Genomic DNA, 16,471 nt, shown 5'->3' with positions numbered 1-16,471 from the left:
TCTGATAAACCGTCGACTTCTATAGCTGTGAGCGTCAAATCTAAAAAAAACCAAACGAAATCGTTCGGAAAAGGATGTTTCTATGAAGCGACTGTTCTGTTTGGCCGCGATTGCGGCTGCGTTGTTGGGGCAAAGTTTTACGGCACAGGCGGCGGGGGTGGAGTTCGGGGTCGGTCAGACCAGCGATTCGACCATGACTTATCGTCTGGGCATGCAATTCGATTGGGACAAAAGCTGGTGGCAGACCGACGTCGGTCGACTCACCGGTTACTGGAGCGGCGCCTATACCTATTGGGAAGGCGACGAGACCTCCAGCAACCACAGCCTGTCCTTCTCGCCTGTGTTCGTTTACGAATTTGCGGGCCAGAACGTCAAGCCTTATGTTGAGCTCGGTGTGGGTGTTGCGCTGTTTGCCAACACTGAACTCGAAGACAACAAACTGGGCGGAGCCTTTCAGTTCGAAGATCGATTCGGTGTCGGCCTGCGTTTTGCCGGCGGACACGAAGTCGGCATTCGCGCGACGCACTATTCCAATGCCGGGATCAGCAGCCCGAACGATGGGGTAGAGAGCTACGCGTTGCATTACACAATGCCGTTGTAAGCCGCTTTACCTGTAGGAGCGAGCATGCTCGCGATGGTCGTCAACGATAGCGCTGGGAGCCTGACGCCCCGCGGTGTCTTGAAGTCCATCGCGAGCATGCTCGCTCCTACAGGGGGCAGACGCATTCAGCGATACGCCGTCGCAATCCCCTCACGCTCATCCAGGCATTCCGGCGCGCCCATCTCGAACTCCCGGCAGATCAGCGGGCGTTTTTCGTAGATGGTGCACATCATCGTGTCGCGATCCAGCGCGGCGCACCAGCCGTCATCCAGGCGCAGCATGACTTCCCCACCCCATTCATCGGTGTCGATATACCGCTCGGGCACGCCTGTGTCGGTGATCAGCATCACTTCCAACTGGCAGCAACAGGCCGCACAGCTCGAGCAGGTCACGGCCGATTCGGCGATTTGCAGATGGGGAATGGTTTTCATGGCGCGCAGTGTAAGCCATCACCCCGACTGAGTGTGAAAGCCCTGACGGACGCTGCGCCGCATTCGTCAGGGGCGGTAGGCTTATGGCAAATCCACGATCGGCGGACTGCCGCGCACCATGCTCTTGCCGATGGTCAGTTCTGTTTTGCCCGGCAGTTTCGCCATCGGCCACAGGTCGGCGACGGTCACGCCCGGAAAGTGGATCTCCAGTGGACGGCTTTTGAGTTTTTCGAAGATGTGACGTGCAGCTTTCGCGGCGGACCCGAAGAGAGGTGTCGCCGGGTCTGTTTTACTGGTGGGCGAAGAGTCGAGCGCGCCGGGGCTGACCACGGTGACTTCGACACCCTGCGATGCCACGTCCAGGCGCATGGATTCGAACAAGGAACGCAAGCCCGCCCTGGCATTGCCGTAGGCCTCCGAGCGTGGGAGCGGCAGATAGGTCACCGGGCTTGCCAGACCCACCAGGTGCGGTGCGATCCCACCCCGCAGCAACGGCAGCGCAGCTTCGACGCAGTAGCTGCTGGCAAGCAGGTTAGTGCGCACGATGTGTTCGACGATCGAGGCATCGAACTGTTTGGCATCCACGTATTCACAGGTGCCGGCATTGAGAATCAGCGTGTCGAGAGAACCCCAGACCTCGGCGATCTGCTCGCCTGTCTCGCGTACCGTCTGGCTGTCGGTCATATCGCCAGTGAGCACCAGCACTTGCCCCGGATAGCGTTGCGAGAGGACTTTCAATGGCGCCAGTGAGCGTGAACTGACGGCCAGGTGGGCACCGCTTTTCAATATCTCCTCGGCCAGCGAGGCACCCAGGCCGTTGCCTGCTCCCGTCAGCCAGTATCGTCGTGGAGGCGTAATACTCATCCCGTGCTCCTTCTTGACCGAGGGGTTCCCCGATCCCAAATCGATAACAGATCAAAAAACAGTGGCCCGGCATTCAAGCGACGCCGAAAGCCAGGAAAGTCGTGGTTATTGATGATCGCCTCCAGCGTTTTGCCGTGGGGGCAGGTTCTTGAAGGCGGCCAGGGCCCTTGCGCGGGAGGCGTGCAGGTCGACGATCGGCGACGGGTAGTCCGCGACACCGAACAGGCCGTTGACGGCCGGGTTATGCACTTCTTTTTTGTTGAGAGCGGCCAGTTCCGGCAGCCAGTGTTTGATGAACAGGCCTTGGGCATCGAATTTTTCCGACTGGCTCAGCGGATTGAAAATGCGGAAGTAGGGCGCCGAATCGGTGCCGGTCGATGAACTCCACTGCCAGCCGCCGTTGTTCGCGGCCAGGTCGCCATCGATCAGGTGACGCATGAAAAAGCGCTCGCCTTCTCGCCAGTCGATCAGCAGGTTTTTGGTCAGGAACATGGCCACGATCATGCGCAGTCGATTGTGCATCCAGCCGGTTTCCAGCAATTGGCGCATGGCCGCATCAATGATCGGCAAGCCGGTACGGGCCTCCTGCCAGGCGGCAAGATCATCCGGCGCGTCGCGCCAGACCAGGGCTTCGGTTTCCGGGCGGAAGGCACGGTGGCGGGAGACCCTGGGGTAGCCCACCAGAATGTGTTTGTAGAACTCGCGCCAGAGCAATTCATTGATCCAGGTCGATACGCCGGCTTTACCGCTGTCGAATTCCCATTGATTGGATTGCAGCGCGGCATGCAGGCACTGGCGTGGGGAAATCACCCCGGCGGCGAGATAAGCCGACAGTTGGCTGGTGCCGGGTTTCGCCGGGAAGTCCCGTTCGTCCAGGTAGTGTTCGATCTGAGCATCGGTGAAGCTGTCCAGGCGACGCTTCGCTTCAGCCTCGCCGGCCGGCCAAAAATCGCGCAGTTGATCGCTGGGCGGGGCAAAGCCCCTGATGTGTTCGGGAATCTCGTCGCTGGCAAGCTTCAACGGCTGTTGCGCCTTGGGCGCTTTCACCAGGTGCGGCAGCGATTGATGCAGGCGTTCGTAGCAGACCTTGCGGAACTGGCTGAACACCTGGAAGTAGGTGCCGGTTTTGGTCAGCACGCTGCCGGGCTGGAACAGCAACTGGTCGAGATAACTGTGCACGGCGATGCCTTCGCCTTGCAGCTTTTCGCTCACCGCCGCATCGCGCCGGCTTTCGTGGACGCCGTATTCATCATTGAAATGCACGGCCTCGATCTTCAGTTGCCGGCACAGTTCGAGCAGTACCTTCGGCGCCTGATCCCAGTGCGAAGCCGTGCGGATCAACAGCGGAATGTTCAGCTTGCCCAGCGCCGAACTCAGCTGTTGCAGGTTACGCAGCCAGAAGTCCACTTTGCAGGCTGCATCGTCGTGCTCCTTCCATTGCCCGGGACTCAGCAGATACACCGCAACGCAAGGCCCGGCCGCGGCTGCGGCCGAGAGGGCGGTGTTGTCGTTCACGCGCAAGTCGCAGCGCAGCCAGATCAATTGCATGTACACGCCCGCATTAAATGAGCCCACGCTGAATCAGTGCCTGGTGAGCCGATAACGGGTCTTCAGCCAGGTACAGCTCGCAAGTTTCGGAAATTCTTTCGGACAACTCGGCGTGGTGAATGCACACCGTTGGTCCGGCGATCATTTTTGGGCAGCTGACGCCGTTCAAAAGTTTCGTCAGCTGCGAAAGGTTCATGGCTTTGCTGGAATACAGCAGTACGCCCCGGGGCTGCAGATGATCCACCGCCAGCGCCAGTTCACCGGCGGGCAGCGGCCAGTCGAACACTTCCACCGGGCAATCGGCACTGCTGATCAGCCACGCGGTGAGCCACAGATGCGGCTCCAGCGGAAGGTCGGAGTGATTGATCAACAGCAGGGGCGAAGTGTGTAACTGGCGGTTGTTATGGTAGATGCGCGCGCCGAATTTGCTGCGTAGCCACGAATAAAAAAAGACCCGCTCCATTTGTGCACCAAATTGGCCCTGCCAGCGCTGCTCCAGGTCCGCCAGCAAGGGCATCAGCAACTGTTCGCACAAGGTCCTCGGCGGGTACAGCGCCATGGCCTGATTGATGGTGTCGTCCAGGCTGCGCTCGGCCAATCGCGTCACCGCTTGCAGCAGGGTCTGGCGCAGTCGCTGCCAATCGTTTTCCACCGGTTCGCTGATCGCTTGTGGAGTATCGAGCAACTGCTTGACCTGGCTGACGGCGACGCCGCGGTTGAGCCAGGTGAGGATGTTGTGGATGCGCTGTACATGTTCGGCCGAGAACAACCGATGCCCCTTGGGCGTGCGCTGCGGCACGATCAGGCCATAACGCCGCTCCCAGGCGCGCAGGGTGATGGCGTTGACGCCCGTCTGGCGGGCCACTTCTCGAATGGGCAGCCAGCCTTCGTCGAGGGCTTTCTTGAAGTCGGCGCCGAGATCTTCGCTGGCGCTGCTGTCAGGACGGTCTTTCATTAAATGGCGTTTCGCAAACTGAGGTTCTCCGGATGCGGTTGCAGATAGACCTGCTGCGCAATGTACGGATCCGGGTGTTGGCGAAAGTGATGCTTGAGGAGGGTCAGCGGCACCACTAGCGGCACGATGCCGTGGCGATACTGGCCGATCACGTGCTGCACTTCCTGTTTGTCCTCGGCGCTTATCGCCTCTCTGAGATAACCGCTTATGTGTTGCAGGACATTGGTGTGGGTGCCACGGGTGGCGCAGCGTTTCAGGGCGGTCATCAATTCGCTGAAGTAACGCGGGCCCAAAATTTGTGGGTCGGTGTCGCCCATGCTGCCCAGCAGCTTGCCCAGGGCTTTGTATTGCTCAGGGTTGTGCGCCATCAGTTGGTATTTGTAGCGCGCATGAAAATCGGTGAGGCCGCGACGGCTGAGGCCTTCCTGCAGCAGTTGTTGCCAGGCGTGATAGGCGAAAACCCGGGTGAGAAAGTTCTCCCGCAAGACCGGATCGTTCAGTCGACCGTCTTCTTCCACCGGCAAGTCAGGGTGCTGCGCGCAAAAGGCTTGGGCGTAGATACCCTGGCCGCTGCCGTGCGGAGCTCCGTTGGCGTGGTAGACCTTGACCCGCTCCAGGCCACAGGACGGCGACTTCTGCATGAAGATGTAGCCACAGATGTCGTCCAGTTCCGACGCCATGTGTTGGCCGTATTCGGCCAATGATCGGGTGACGTTGAGTTCCGGGTTGACGGTGCCAACCGCCTCGGGTTGATCGGCATCGCCCACCAGCCGGATAGGTTCACGGGGAATACCCAGGCCGATGGCGACTTCCGGGCAGACCGGCACGAAATCGAAGTAATCGGTAAGGGTCTGGCTGCAGAGTCGTGATGCCTTGTGTCCGCCGTTGTAGCGCACCTCGGCGCCCATCAGGCAGGCGCTGATAGCGATTTTCGGTTTGGCGGCGGGCAGGGGCATGGGAGTACCTCGGAATCAAAACCTGTACAGATAAGTTTTTCTGTACAACTCAAGTTCATCATAGATTCAAAGGTGTGCAAGTCAAATTGTTTGTACAGGTTTGTTGCGGCGTAGCGGGCTTTGTAGGGGCTGCCGAAGGCAGCTCCTACATTCGAAATTCAGTGCGTCTGCAAATGCTCATGCAGCTTTCGAGCAGCTTCCTGGCCACTGAGCCAGGCACCTTCCACGCGTCCGGACAGACACCAGTCGCCACACGCATACAGCCCCAGGTCGGCGTCGGCCAGCGTGCCCCATTCGTGATTGCTCGCCGGGCGGGCGTAGAGCCAGCGGTGGGCGAGGCTGAAGCTCGGTGCGGGCATGGCGCTGTGCAGCAACTCGGCGAAAGCGCCGTGCAATTGCTCGATCACCGCTTCCTTGGGCAGGTCGATGTGCTGGCGGCTCCAGGCGCTGGTGGCATGCAGCACCCAGGTGTCCAGGGTATTGTCGCGTCCGGGTTTGCTGCGGTTGCGTGCCAGCCAGTCGAGTGGGCTGTCCTGCAGGAAGCAGCCTTCCATGGGCGTATCCAGCGGGGTTTCGAACGCCAGGGCGATGGCCCAGGTCGGGTCCATTTTCACTCCGGCGGCGGCACCGGCGAGCTTCGGCGCGGAGGCCAGCAGCGCGGTTGCCTGCGGGGCGGGCGTGGCGACCACGACGTGGCTGAACGGCCCGTGGGTGTAGCCTTCGGCGTCCTGCAAATGCCAGTGCTCTTCACCGCGATAGACCTCGGTGATGCGACAGGCGAAATGCACTTCCAGATCGCCGAGCAGGGCGCGGGTGATCGCGCTCATGCGCGGCGTGCCGACCCAGCGCGTCTGTTCGTCCGGCGACAGATCGAGTCGCCCACCGTGGTAGGTGTACAGCTGCGGCGTCCATTCGGCGACCCAGCCGTTGGCTTGCCAGCGCTGGACTTCGGTGACGAAGCGGCGGTCGCGAGCGGTGAAATATTGCGCCCCCATGTCCAGAGCGCCCGCATCGCTGCGCTTGCTCGACATGCGTCCGCCACTGCCGCGGCTTTTATCGAACAATTGCACGACATGCCCTGCGTCAGTCAGGGCCTGGGCGGCTGATAGCCCGGCAATGCCGGTGCCGATGATTGCGATAGGTACAGTCATAGGGGCCTCGTTTACCTTTCTGTACAGACTACGCCGTGGTTAAAACCTGTACAATTTTGTTTTTTGGTACAACTTGGTGTGTTCTCGTTCTGACAGCTTGGCCTATTGTTAAACACAGACACTGCCCGATATCAAAGATCCCTTGCTTATAAAAATAGACTAGTGATCAGGGTAAAACGCCACGCGAGGAAGAAGTCATGCACATATTGCTGACCGGCGGTACTGGTTTGATAGGACGTCAGCTCTGTCGGCACTGGTCGAGCCAGGGGCATCGGTTGACTGTCTGGAGTCGCACGCCTGCAAAAGTGGCGAAAATCTGTGGTGCGCAAGTGCGTGGAATCGCGCGGCTTGAAGAGGTCGGGCAGGAGCCCGTCGATGCCATCGTCAATCTCGCTGGCGCCCCGATCGCCGATCGCCCGTGGACACACAAGCGCAAGGCATTGTTGTGGAGCAGCCGCATCACGTTGACCGAAACCCTGCTGGCCTGGCTCGAAAGTCGCGAGCAGAAACCGCAGGTGCTGATTTCCGGTTCCGCCGTGGGCTGGTATGGCGACGGCGGCGAGCGTGAGCTGACCGAAGAATCGCCGCCGGTGATCGATGATTTCGCCAGCCAGTTGTGCATCGCCTGGGAGGAAACGGCCCAGCGCGCGGAAGCCATGGGGATTCGCGTCATTCTCATCCGCACGGGGCTGGTGCTGTCGGCCGAGGGCGGCTTTTTGTCGCGGCTGTTGCTGCCGTTCAAACTGGGGCTGGGCGGGCCGCTCGGCAACGGTCGGCAATGGATGCCGTGGATCCACATCAAGGATCAAATCGCTTTGATCGATTTTCTTCTGCATCGCAATGACGCCAACGGTCCCTATAATGCCTGCGCGCCGAAACCGGTGCGCAATCGCGAGTTCGCCAAGACCTTGGGCAGCGTGTTGCACCGTCCGGCGTTCATGCCGATGCCGGCGCTTGCGTTGAAGGTCGGGTTGGGCGAATTGTCGTTGCTGCTGTTGGGCGGTCAGCGAGCCATGCCGGCTCGCCTGCTCGAGGCGGGTTACATTTTCCAGTTCACTGATTTGCGTGCGGCCCTGGACGATCTCTCCAGCCGCCTCTGAAATAGGACGTTTCATGACCGATCACGCGTTGCTCCTGGTCAACCTGGGCTCACCGGCCTCCACTTCGGTGGCGGATGTGCGCAGCTATCTCAATCAGTTTCTGATGGATCCTTACGTGATCGACCTGCCATGGCCGGTGCGGCGTTTGCTGGTGTCGCTGATTCTGATCAAGCGACCCGAGCAGTCGGCCCACGCCTATGCCTCGATCTGGTGGGAGGAGGGCTCGCCGTTGGTGGTGCTCAGCCGGCGCCTGCAACAGGCGATGACTTCGCAATGGCATCACGGCCCGGTCGAGTTGGCGATGCGCTATGGCGAGCCGTCCATTGAAACGACGCTATTGCGCCTGGTCGCCCAAGGGCAGAAACGCATTACGTTGGCGCCGCTTTATCCACAGTTCGCCGACAGCACCACGACCACGGTGATCGAGGAAGCCAAGCGCGTTGTGCGCGAGAAGAAGCTCGATGTACAGCTCTCGGTGCTGCAGCCGTTCTACGATCAACCGGAATACCTTGATGCCTTGGTCGCCACGGCCAAACCGTATCTGGAGCAGGATTACGATCACCTGCTGCTGAGTTTCCACGGCTTGCCGGAGCGTCATCTGACGAAACTCAACCCCGGTCACCGCTTCGATGGCCACGGTGATTGTTGCGCGGGGGCACCGCCGGAGGTGGTCGCGACCTGTTATCGCGGTCAGTGCCTGCGCACCGCCCGGGAATTTGCCAAGCGCATGGGGCTACCGGACGGCAAGTGGTCGGTGTCGTTCCAGTCGCGACTGGGTCGCGCCAAGTGGATCGAGCCCTACACCGAGGCGCGCCTGGATGAGCTGGCCAAAAGCGGCATGAAGAAGATTCTGGTGATGTGCCCGGCCTTCGTGGCCGACTGCATCGAGACCCTGGAAGAAATCGGCGATCGCGGCCTGGAGCAGTTCCGCGAGGCGGGAGGGGAGGAGTTGGTGCTGGTGCCGTGCCTCAACGATGACCCGCGCTGGGCGCATGCGTTGAGTGCGTTGTGTGAGCGAGCGCCTTTGGCGCTTTGAAAGATCGCGAGCAGGCTCGCTCCCACAGTGAAGGTGCTCAACTTGTGGGAGCGAACCTGCTCGCGATAGCTATTTCATTCACAACAAAGCTTTAAAGCTTCGCGGGCAAGCCTTGCTCCTACAGAATTTGTGTTTGCCTGTAGGAGCAAGGCTTGCCCGCGAATGTTTTTAGAGCAGCGGCTCTTCCGCCTTCTTGTGCTTCCAGCTGTCATTGCCTGGCAGAATCAGGTTCAGCGCAATCGCCACCACCGCGCACAGCGCGATGCCTTTGAGGCCGAAGTCGTCCGGACCGGTACCGGTACCGACGAGCACGCCGCCGATCCCGAACACCAGGGTCACCGAAACGATCACCAGATTGCGCGCCTCGCCCAGATCGATCTTGTGGCGAATCAGGGTGTTCATGCCCACCGCCGCGATCGAGCCGAACAACAGGCAGAGAATCCCGCCCATTACCGGCACCGGAATGCTCTGCAGCAGCGCGCCGAATTTGCCGATGAACGCCAGGCTGATGGCGAAGATCGCCGCCCAGGTCATGATTTTCGGGTTGTAGTTCTTGGTCAGCATCACCGCGCCAGTCACTTCGGCATAGGTGGTGTTGGGCGGACCGCCGAACAGGCCGGCTGCGGTGGTGGCGATGCCGTCACCGAGCAGGGTGCGATGCAGGCCCGGCTTCTTCAGGTAATCGCGACCGGTCACGCTGCCTACTGCGATCACGCCGCCGATGTGCTCGATGGCCGGAGCCAGGGCCACCGGGACGATGAACAGGATCGCCTGCCAGTTGAATTCCGGAGCGGTGAATTGAGGAATGGCGAACCACGGTGCGGCGGCAATCTTTGCGGTATCGACCACACCGAAATAGAACGACATGGCGAAACCCACCAGTACGCCGGAAATGATCGGCACCAGGCGGAAGATGCCCTTACCGAACACGGCCACGATCAAAGTGGTCAGCAGCGCGGGCATCGAGATCATCATCGCCGTCTGGTAATGAATCAGCTCCGAGCCATCACCCGCCTTGCCCATCGCCATGTTGGCGGCAATCGGCGCCATGGCCAGGCCGATGGAGATGATCACCGGGCCAATCACCACCGGCGGCAGCAGGCGATCGATGAAGCCTGTGCCTTTGATCTTCACGGCAAGGCCCAGGAAGGTGTAGACGAAACCGGCCGCCATCACGCCGCCCATGGTAGCGGCGAGGCCGAACTGGCCCTTGGCGAGGATGATCGGGGTGATGAACGCAAAGCTCGACGCCAGGAAAACCGGCACCTGACGCCCGGTGACGATCTGGAACAGAATCGTGCCCAGGCCTGCGGTGAACAGCGCCACGTTCGGGTCAAGACCGGTAATCAGCGGCATCAACACCAAGGCGCCGAAGGCCACGAACAGCATCTGTGCGCCGGACAGCACCGTGCGCCAGAGCGGATCGTTGAACTCATCCTGCATGGTTACGCGTCCTTCTGCTTGGTGCCGAAGATCTTGTCGCCGGCATCGCCCAGGCCCGGGATGATGTAACCGTGTTCATTGAGCTTCTGGTCGATGGAGGCGGTGTAGATGGTTACGTCCGGGTGAGCTTTCTCGACCACGGCGATGCCTTCGGGTGCGGCGACCAGCACCATGGCGCGGATGTCCTTGCAGCCGGCTTTCTTCAAAAGGTCGATGGTGGCGACCATCGAACCGCCGGTGGCGAGCATCGGGTCGATGATCATGGCCAGGCGTTCGTCGATTTCCGGTACCAGTTTTTCCAGGTAGGTGTGGGCTTCGAGGGTTTCCTCGTTGCGGGCCACGCCCACGGCGCTGACCTTGGCGCCCGGGATCAGGCTGAGCACGCCTTCGAGCATGCCGATACCGGCGCGCAGGATCGGCACCACGGTAATTTTCTTGCCGGCGATTTTCTCAACCGACACGGTGCCGCACCAACCATCGATATCGTAGGTTTCAAGCGGCAGGTCTTTGGTGGCTTCGTAGGTGAGTAGGGCTCCGACTTCCTGAGCGAGCTCACGGAAATTCTTGGTGCTGATGTCTGCGCGGCGCATAAGGCCAAGTTTGTGACGGATCAGCGGATGGCGGATCTCGAGAATAGGCATGGGGAAAGGCTCCGGCGGCGGGCAAAAAAACCGGCCTAGATTAATCTATCCGAGGGTGTTGTCCTATAGACATTAGAGTACGTTAGTCCACAAAGGCTTGATCTGGCCGTGCGGGATGCGTACCTTTGCCCGCTTTTCCAAATCCGTACCCCCTTATTCCCCTGGAGAGCGCCATGTCCGCTGATCTCGAGCATATCCGTCAAATCATGCGAGAGGCTGACTGCCTGTACACCGAAGCTGAAGTCGAGGCGGCCATCGCCCGTGTCGGTGCACAAATCAACGACCAACTGGCGGACAGCAACCCGGTGGTGTTTTGCGTGATGAACGGCGGCCTGATCTTCTCCGGCAAACTGCTGACCCATCTGAACTTTCCCCTGGAGGCGTCCTACCTGCACGCCACTCGCTATCGCAACGAAACCAGCGGCGGCGAACTGTTCTGGAAAGCCAAGCCGGAAGTCTCCTTCATCGATCGTGACGTGCTGATCATCGATGACATCCTTGATGAAGGTCACACTCTGGGCGCGATCATCGACTTCTGCCGCCACGCCGGCGCCCGTAAAGTGCACACCGCCGTGCTGATCGACAAGGACCACGACCGCAAGGCTCGCCCGGACCTGAAGGCCGATTTCGTCGGATTGCCCTGCATCGACCGTTATATCTTCGGTTACGGCATGGACTACAAAGGCTACTGGCGCAACGCCAACGGGATTTTTGCCGTTAAAGGAATGTAAGCAATGACCGCACCGAGCTTTCTTGATCAAACGCTGTTCACCGAATTGGCCGAGAAAGCCGGGGCCAATCCTCGTGGGCGTCAGCACCACAACTTCCACCAGATGGAAGAGGCCTGCCATCGCATGGCGGTCGGTTTGCAACCTGCTACCTATATCCCGCCTCATCGTCACTTGGGTGAAAACAAGGCCGAAACCCTGCTGGTCCTCAAGGGGCGCTTGGGTCTGCTGATTTTCGACGAGACCGGCGCGGTGGTTAAAAAGCAGGTTCTGCAGGCGGGCGGCGACTGTGTAGGCGTGGATTTGCCGACCGGCGTGTTCCATGGTCTGGTGGTGCTGGAGGCCGATAGCCTGATGTTCGAGTGCAAGGCCGGCCCTTATCGCCCGGTAGGCGAGGGCGAACTGGCACACTGGGCGCCGCGCGAGGGCGAACCGGGCGTCGCGGAGTATCACGCCTGGATGCGTGCGCAGTTCGACTGATGGTTATTCCTTCACTGTAGGAGCGAGCTTGCTCGCGATGGTGGTTCAGACACCGCGGGATGTCAGGGAGCCAGCGTCATCGTTGACGACCATCGCGAGCAAGCTCGCTCCTACAGGTGAGATGTGTGCACTAGCGCATGCTAAAGTGCCCGGCCCCGCCCCCGGAGCCCGTCATGAGCCCTTTGATTCGCTGTTGCGCCGCTCTACTGCTCACCTTCAGCCTGCCCCTGGCCGCCGCACCGGCGCCGATGCATGGGCAATTTTTGCCTCCGGATGACCTGACCCTGCGTGACGCCGAGCCCGAGCAGCAACAATTGCTGCAAGTCACCGAGTATTCGGTGGTGGTCGGCAATCAGCGTCAGTCCAATCAGCAGCCGATCCCGGTCACTTCGCCATTGATGATTCGCCTCAAAGGCAAATCCCTGAACAAGGGCGCGACGATCAATCAGGTGCTGGTCAATTTCGATGGCGAGAGCAAAAGCCTGAAAAAGCCGGTCTACGACGAGCAGAGCAAGACCCTGACGCTGTATTACCCGCTGGCGCAGTACCGGGTGATCATGGACTTGCTGCGCAATGACACCGTGTATTGCCAGTTCCTCAGCTACGCCAACGGCCATATCTGGGCCGATCTGCACACCGGCAGCGTTCGTCCGCGTTGAGTGCCGGGCCCGCGCAGGGGTAAACTGCCCGCCCCGTGAAATGTCTGCGAGCTGGAGTCGGCAATGCGTAAAGATAAGAAACAAGTGATTGGTGACGAGATCGGCGATGAGCAGATCAAGTTGTTCCTCGATTTCGAACCGGTCGACGCCACTTCGCCTTCGTTGCACAAACTGATCAAGGCCTACCGTGGCCTGCGTATCGACGATTTCGAACGTTTCCTGACCTTCTTCATCGAGGCTGGCTTTGATCTCAATGGCAAGGACGAGCAGGGGAATGACTTCGTTGCCCTGATCCAGGATCAGCGCAATGCGCCTGAATACATCGAGCTGATCCAGAAAGCTCGCGGCTGATCCCGTTAATGTAGGAGTACGGCTTGCCGGTGAAGGCGTCCTTGAGATCGCCATCGCGAGCAAGCTCGGCTCCTACAGAAAACAGGCACAAAAAAACGCCCCGCTCTCAATGAGGACGGGGCGTTTTTTCATGGCGCCGAATCAAGCGTAGCTTTCGGTCTCGCTGCTGGCTTCAACCAGTTCCAGGGCGACGTTGTTCTGCGTGTTGATCTTGCGATACAGCGCAGCGTCGGTTTCCAGGACTTTTTCGCGAGCCGGGAAGATTTCCGCCAGTTTGGCAGCCCATTCGCCGGAGGCTTTGCCCGGGAAGCATTTTTCGATCAGTTCCAGCATGATCGAAACGGTCACCGAGGCGCCTGGCGAAGCGCCGAGCAGTGCCGCCAGGGAGCCGTCCTTGGCCGCGACCAGTTCGGTACCGAATTGCAGGATGCCGCCTTTTTTCGGGTCTTTCTTGATGATCTGCACCCGTTGGCCGGCCACTTCCAGGCGCCAGTCTTCGGCTTTCGCTTCCGGGTAGAAACGGCGCAGGGAATCCAGACGCTGTTCCATCGATTGCATCACTTCGCTGACCAGGTACTTGGTCAGGTCCATGTTGTTTTTCGCCACCGCCAGCATCGGGCCGATGTTGCCGGCGCGAACCGACATCGGCAGGTCCATGAAGGAACCGTGCTTGAGGAACTTGGTGGTGAAACCGGCGTACGGTCCGAACAGCAGGGATTTCTTGCCGTCGACGACGCGGGTGTCCAGGTGCGGAACGGACATCGGTGGCGAACCCACCGCAGCCTGGCTGTAGACCTTGGCCTGGTGGTGCTTGACCACTTCCGGGTTGTCGCAACGCAGCCATTGGCCGCTGATCGGGAAGCCGCCGAAGCCTTTGCTCTCTTCGATGCCCGAAGCCTGCAGCAGCGGCAATGCCGCGCCACCAGCGCCGAGGAATACGAATTTGGCATCGACTTCACGGCTGTTGCCGCTGTTGACGTCCTTGATGCTGACGGTCCAGCCGCCGGCTTTGTTGCGTTTCAGGCCGGTCACGCGTTTGCAGTACTTGACCTGGGCATCGGGTGCTGCGGTCAGGTGCTTGAGCAACTGGTTGGTCAGGGCGCCGAAGTTGACGTCGGTACCATTGATCACGCGAGTGGCGGCGAGAACTTCGTCCTTGTCGCGTCCAGGCATCATCAGCGGCATCCATTCGGCCATGATGGCCTTGTCTTCGGTGTATTCCATGTCGTTGAAGGCGTGGTGCTTGCTCAGCACGTTGAAGCGTTCCTTGAGGAACGACACGCCTTTGTCGCCCTGAACGAAGCTCAGGTGCGGCACCGGACTGATGAAGGATTTGCACGAACCGAAGGTGCCTTTTTTGGTCAGGTACGACCAGAACTGCTTCGACACCTCGAACTGGGTGTTGATGTGCACGGCTTTCTTGATGTCGACTTTGCCGTCGGCAGACTGCGGCGTGTAGTTCAGCTCGCACAGGCCGGCGTGACCGGTACCGGCGTTGTTCCACGGGTTGGAACTCTCCGCGGCACCGGAATCCATCAGCTCGACGACTTCCAGCTTGATCGCGGGGTCGAGCTCTTTGAGCAGTACTGCGAGGGTGGCACTCATGATGCCGGCCCCAACCAGTACTACGTCGACTGCTTCGTTATGCGCCATTTAACGCGTCTCCAAAATCTGCAGCACCAAATTGACGGCATGGCTGCCAGGAGTGACGGGGCGTGTCTGTTTGCCCCAGGTACCCATGGCAGGATCGCCATGTCCGAATCTTCGCAATTTTTTGCAACTTCGACGGACGCTGCCTGCCGGGTCTAATCAGAGTTCACATGAACTCATTTCGACGGGCGACTGGCAATTCGACTTATGGTCGATACCTCCGTTCGTGCAACCAAATCCGTAGCGGACAGGCTTCAGGCTCCGGTATTAGTGAGGTACTCGGTCCTGTGTCGTCGGGCTGATGTAGACGCTAATGGTGCATATCCAGACGCAAAACTATTCATTTGCTCGCCACACTCTTGTGAAGTTGTGAAAACCCGTTTTTTTCACGCTCTTTTGAAGACGTGAACCTCAAAAAAGGGCTGTCCCAGCCTGGTACCGTGCCCGCAGGGTTGGCCGCCAGGGAATGCATGACGGGCAAATCGGGCAAACAGCTCAGTGACCGAGCGTAATGACAGCTCTGCAGATTCGCGAAAAGTGGAGGTTTTGCCAGAGGAACAGCAAGCGCGCCAGCTTCACTCGATCTGTGTGGGCGGCTCTCTGTGGGCGGTGCGGAGTGCCAATGCCGGAGCATTGACGGTGTTGCGAGGCCCGATCAGGAGACGTCCTTATAATCGGGGGGAGATTGTATCTAAGAAACGCAGGGAAATGGGCGTGTTGAATGACTTTTATTAGGCATCCGGTCAGGTGGTCAACAGTTGTCGTACTCGAGGGCGTGCCTGTTGCTGGACGACACGGGCGCTGGCGGGCAGTGGCTGATGTAGCCAGTTGAGGCGAATTTCATCGATTTCCACCCATCCGTCGCCCATAGGCTGCAGGCTGCATTGCTTGAATGCCTGGCAATGACCGTTGCGATCGAGCAGGGCGAAGCAGCGATGAAGTGGGCGTGGGGCGAACAATGAGATAAGAAAACGCATGGCGGGGAACCTTTCGAGGTATATGCGACAAAGGTTGTCAGAGCGGCATGACGTGCGAGTGTATGGGCGGTGACAGCTCTGTGACAGGTGATAAATCCGAAAGGTATGTAGGAGTTATCCTTGATTGTTGCACTGGTTCGTCGTGGCGGCCCACCGCTATACTGCCGACCTGTTTGTGCCTGATTATGGAGAGAAGAGCATGTTGCAACGCCTGTTGTTCGGTTTGATCACTGTGACCAGCTTGACGCTGGTCGGCTGCGCCCACAGTCCGCAACAACTGAATCCGGAACCGAAGCTGACGGCGCAACTTGCCCCGGTAGGTCATGGTCAGCCGGTGGTGGTGCGTGTGGTCGACGGTCGTCCGTCGCCAACCCTGGGCACCCGTGGCGGCCTGTACCCGGAAACCAGCGCGATCACCGTGCAGGGCCAGCAGATTCTGCCAAAGCTGCAGGCTCAGGCCGAAGCCGCCGTCCGCCTGCTGGGCTTCACCCCGACCGCCAATGCGATGAACGCTCCGCAACTGACCGTGACCCTGGCCGAGCTGAAGTATCAGTCGCCTAAAGAGGGCATGTACGTGACCGAGGCAACCATCGGCGCGACCTTCCGCTCCGACGTGCAGAACGCCAACCGTCGCTACAGCGGCCGTTACGGCGCCTCCCTGGACCAGCGTTTCGGCATGGCGCCGAACCAGGAGACCAACACCAAGCTGGTCAGCGATGTGTTGAGCGATGCGCTGACGCGTCTGTTCAAGGATCCGACTGTGGGTCAGATTCTCGGCGAGTAAGCGTTTGCCGGATGTACAAAAGCCCGGTGCCAGAGATGGCATCGGGCTTTTTCATTTTTCAGGTGTACACAGAACCCTGTGGGAGCGGGCTTGCTCGCGAAAGCGGTGTGTCATTC

18 protein-coding genes are annotated in these 16,471 nt (G+C 59.8%); 8 read left to right on the top strand and 10 right to left on the bottom strand.

Features of this window, described 5'->3' with window-relative positions; genetic code table 11:
• Positions 1–82: 82 nt before the first annotated feature.
• The gene (locus K9857_RS09355) at positions 83–601 is read left to right on the top strand and encodes an acyloxyacyl hydrolase (RefSeq protein WP_224535130.1); all 519 of its coding nucleotides are present in this window, start codon (positions 83–85) and stop codon (positions 599–601) included.
• A gap of 125 nt (positions 602–726) precedes the next feature.
• On the opposite strand, the gene K9857_RS09350 is transcribed toward K9857_RS09355, so the two are convergent.
• The 6 genes from K9857_RS09350 to K9857_RS09325 all read right to left on the bottom strand — a co-directional run bounded on the left by K9857_RS09350 (position 727) and on the right by K9857_RS09325 (position 6,506).
• A complete protein-coding gene (locus tag K9857_RS09350) occupies positions 727–1,032 on the bottom strand; it encodes a YkgJ family cysteine cluster protein (protein WP_175377738.1) in 306 nt (101 codons plus the stop codon).
• An 81-nt stretch (positions 1,033–1,113) separates the two neighbouring features.
• Positions 1,114–1,896: an SDR family NAD(P)-dependent oxidoreductase gene (locus K9857_RS09345; protein WP_224535127.1), complete on the bottom strand. Its 783-nt coding sequence runs from the start codon at positions 1,894–1,896 to the stop codon at positions 1,114–1,116.
• A 105-nt stretch (positions 1,897–2,001) separates the two neighbouring features.
• Entirely contained in the window at positions 2,002–3,444 is a 1,443-nt protein-coding gene (phrB, locus tag K9857_RS09340) for a deoxyribodipyrimidine photo-lyase (protein WP_224535125.1), read from the bottom strand.
• A 13-nt stretch (positions 3,445–3,457) separates the two neighbouring features.
• The gene (locus tag K9857_RS09335; RefSeq protein WP_224535123.1) at positions 3,458–4,399 is read right to left on the bottom strand and encodes a MerR family transcriptional regulator; all 942 of its coding nucleotides are present in this window, start codon (positions 4,397–4,399) and stop codon (positions 3,458–3,460) included.
• Entirely contained in the window at positions 4,399–5,355 is a 957-nt protein-coding gene (locus K9857_RS09330; RefSeq protein WP_224535121.1) for a YbgA family protein, read from the bottom strand. The genes K9857_RS09335 and K9857_RS09330 overlap by 1 nt, the downstream gene beginning before the upstream one ends.
• A gap of 158 nt (positions 5,356–5,513) precedes the next feature.
• Positions 5,514–6,506: an NAD(P)/FAD-dependent oxidoreductase gene (locus K9857_RS09325; RefSeq protein WP_224535119.1), complete on the bottom strand. Its 993-nt coding sequence runs from the start codon at positions 6,504–6,506 to the stop codon at positions 5,514–5,516.
• A 197-nt stretch (positions 6,507–6,703) separates the two neighbouring features.
• On the opposite strand from K9857_RS09325, the gene K9857_RS09320 reads away from it, so the two are divergent.
• Complete coding sequence (locus tag K9857_RS09320) at positions 6,704–7,606, top strand: TIGR01777 family oxidoreductase (protein WP_224535117.1); 903 nt, start codon at positions 6,704–6,706, stop codon at positions 7,604–7,606.
• Positions 7,607–7,619: 13 nt separating this feature from the next.
• The gene (gene hemH, locus K9857_RS09315; protein ID WP_224535115.1) at positions 7,620–8,642 is read left to right on the top strand and encodes a ferrochelatase; all 1,023 of its coding nucleotides are present in this window, start codon (positions 7,620–7,622) and stop codon (positions 8,640–8,642) included.
• A gap of 168 nt (positions 8,643–8,810) precedes the next feature.
• Here the strand turns inward: hemH and K9857_RS09310 are convergent, their stop codons facing one another.
• Positions 8,811–10,085 carry a uracil-xanthine permease family protein gene (locus tag K9857_RS09310; protein WP_224535113.1) on the bottom strand — a complete coding sequence of 425 codons (1,275 nt, stop codon included), beginning with the start codon at positions 10,083–10,085 and terminating at the stop codon, positions 8,811–8,813.
• A gap of 2 nt (positions 10,086–10,087) precedes the next feature.
• Complete coding sequence (gene upp / locus K9857_RS09305) at positions 10,088–10,726, bottom strand: uracil phosphoribosyltransferase (RefSeq protein WP_224535111.1); 639 nt, start codon at positions 10,724–10,726, stop codon at positions 10,088–10,090.
• Positions 10,727–10,899: 173 nt separating this feature from the next.
• Here upp and K9857_RS09300 point away from each other — a divergent pair, with 173 nt between their 5' ends.
• The 4 genes from K9857_RS09300 to K9857_RS09285 all read left to right on the top strand — a co-directional run bounded on the left by K9857_RS09300 (position 10,900) and on the right by K9857_RS09285 (position 12,944).
• The gene (locus K9857_RS09300; protein ID WP_224535110.1) at positions 10,900–11,457 is read left to right on the top strand and encodes a hypoxanthine-guanine phosphoribosyltransferase; all 558 of its coding nucleotides are present in this window, start codon (positions 10,900–10,902) and stop codon (positions 11,455–11,457) included.
• 3 nt (positions 11,458–11,460) lie between these two features.
• Positions 11,461–11,934 (top strand): WbuC family cupin fold metalloprotein, encoded by a 474-nt coding sequence (locus K9857_RS09295; RefSeq protein ID WP_224535107.1) that lies wholly within the window; start codon positions 11,461–11,463, stop codon positions 11,932–11,934.
• A 173-nt stretch (positions 11,935–12,107) separates the two neighbouring features.
• Positions 12,108–12,593, top strand: a complete 486-nt coding sequence (locus tag K9857_RS09290; protein WP_224535105.1) for a hypothetical protein — start codon at positions 12,108–12,110, stop codon at positions 12,591–12,593.
• Between the two features lie 63 nt (positions 12,594–12,656).
• Positions 12,657–12,944: a PA4642 family protein gene (locus K9857_RS09285; protein ID WP_175377751.1), complete on the top strand. Its 288-nt coding sequence runs from the start codon at positions 12,657–12,659 to the stop codon at positions 12,942–12,944.
• Positions 12,945–13,085: 141 nt separating this feature from the next.
• Here K9857_RS09285 and mqo read toward each other — a convergent pair whose 3' ends face one another.
• Together mqo and K9857_RS09275 are read right to left on the bottom strand one after the other, a co-directional pair.
• Positions 13,086–14,597, bottom strand: coding sequence for a malate dehydrogenase (quinone) (gene mqo / locus K9857_RS09280; RefSeq protein WP_224535103.1), 1,512 nt, complete (start codon positions 14,595–14,597; stop codon positions 13,086–13,088).
• Positions 14,598–15,337: 740 nt separating this feature from the next.
• Complete coding sequence (locus K9857_RS09275; protein ID WP_224535102.1) at positions 15,338–15,571, bottom strand: hypothetical protein; 234 nt, start codon at positions 15,569–15,571, stop codon at positions 15,338–15,340.
• Between the two features lie 199 nt (positions 15,572–15,770).
• On the opposite strand from K9857_RS09275, the gene K9857_RS09270 reads away from it, so the two are divergent.
• Positions 15,771–16,355, top strand: coding sequence for a YajG family lipoprotein (locus K9857_RS09270; protein ID WP_150772138.1), 585 nt, complete (start codon positions 15,771–15,773; stop codon positions 16,353–16,355).
• Positions 16,356–16,471 lie beyond the last annotated feature (116 nt).

The organism is Pseudomonas sp. REP124 (genome assembly GCF_020164475.1).
GTDB lineage: Bacteria > Pseudomonadota > Gammaproteobacteria > Pseudomonadales > Pseudomonadaceae > Aquipseudomonas.
The sequence above is the reverse complement of the archived record's forward strand: the minus strand, read 5'-3'. Positions and strand labels throughout refer to the sequence as shown.

What these genes read in the sequence shown, in the direction of transcription:
- K9857_RS09355 (WP_224535130.1), top strand. Translation starts at nt 83, where the DNA reads ATGAAGCGACTGTTCTGTTTGGCCGCGATTGCGGCTGCGTTGTTGGGG.
- K9857_RS09350 (WP_175377738.1), bottom strand. Translation starts at nt 1,032, where the DNA reads ATGAAAACCATTCCCCATCTGCAAATCGCCGAATCGGCCGTGACCTGC.
- K9857_RS09345 (WP_224535127.1), bottom strand. Translation starts at nt 1,896, where the DNA reads ATGAGTATTACGCCTCCACGACGATACTGGCTGACGGGAGCAGGCAAC.
- phrB (WP_224535125.1), bottom strand. Translation starts at nt 3,444, where the DNA reads ATGCAATTGATCTGGCTGCGCTGCGACTTGCGCGTGAACGACAACACC.
- K9857_RS09335 (WP_224535123.1), bottom strand. Translation starts at nt 4,399, where the DNA reads ATGAAAGACCGTCCTGACAGCAGCGCCAGCGAAGATCTCGGCGCCGAC.
- K9857_RS09330 (WP_224535121.1), bottom strand. Translation starts at nt 5,355, where the DNA reads ATGCCCCTGCCCGCCGCCAAACCGAAAATCGCTATCAGCGCCTGCCTG.
- K9857_RS09325 (WP_224535119.1), bottom strand. Translation starts at nt 6,506, where the DNA reads ATGACTGTACCTATCGCAATCATCGGCACCGGCATTGCCGGGCTATCA.
- K9857_RS09320 (WP_224535117.1), top strand. Translation starts at nt 6,704, where the DNA reads ATGCACATATTGCTGACCGGCGGTACTGGTTTGATAGGACGTCAGCTC.
- hemH (WP_224535115.1), top strand. Translation starts at nt 7,620, where the DNA reads ATGACCGATCACGCGTTGCTCCTGGTCAACCTGGGCTCACCGGCCTCC.
- K9857_RS09310 (WP_224535113.1), bottom strand. Translation starts at nt 10,085, where the DNA reads ATGCAGGATGAGTTCAACGATCCGCTCTGGCGCACGGTGCTGTCCGGC.
- upp (WP_224535111.1), bottom strand. Translation starts at nt 10,726, where the DNA reads ATGCCTATTCTCGAGATCCGCCATCCGCTGATCCGTCACAAACTTGGC.
- K9857_RS09300 (WP_224535110.1), top strand. Translation starts at nt 10,900, where the DNA reads ATGTCCGCTGATCTCGAGCATATCCGTCAAATCATGCGAGAGGCTGAC.
- K9857_RS09295 (WP_224535107.1), top strand. Translation starts at nt 11,461, where the DNA reads ATGACCGCACCGAGCTTTCTTGATCAAACGCTGTTCACCGAATTGGCC.
- K9857_RS09290 (WP_224535105.1), top strand. Translation starts at nt 12,108, where the DNA reads ATGAGCCCTTTGATTCGCTGTTGCGCCGCTCTACTGCTCACCTTCAGC.
- K9857_RS09285 (WP_175377751.1), top strand. Translation starts at nt 12,657, where the DNA reads ATGCGTAAAGATAAGAAACAAGTGATTGGTGACGAGATCGGCGATGAG.
- mqo (WP_224535103.1), bottom strand. Translation starts at nt 14,597, where the DNA reads ATGGCGCATAACGAAGCAGTCGACGTAGTACTGGTTGGGGCCGGCATC.
- K9857_RS09275 (WP_224535102.1), bottom strand. Translation starts at nt 15,571, where the DNA reads ATGCGTTTTCTTATCTCATTGTTCGCCCCACGCCCACTTCATCGCTGC.
- K9857_RS09270 (WP_150772138.1), top strand. Translation starts at nt 15,771, where the DNA reads ATGTTGCAACGCCTGTTGTTCGGTTTGATCACTGTGACCAGCTTGACG.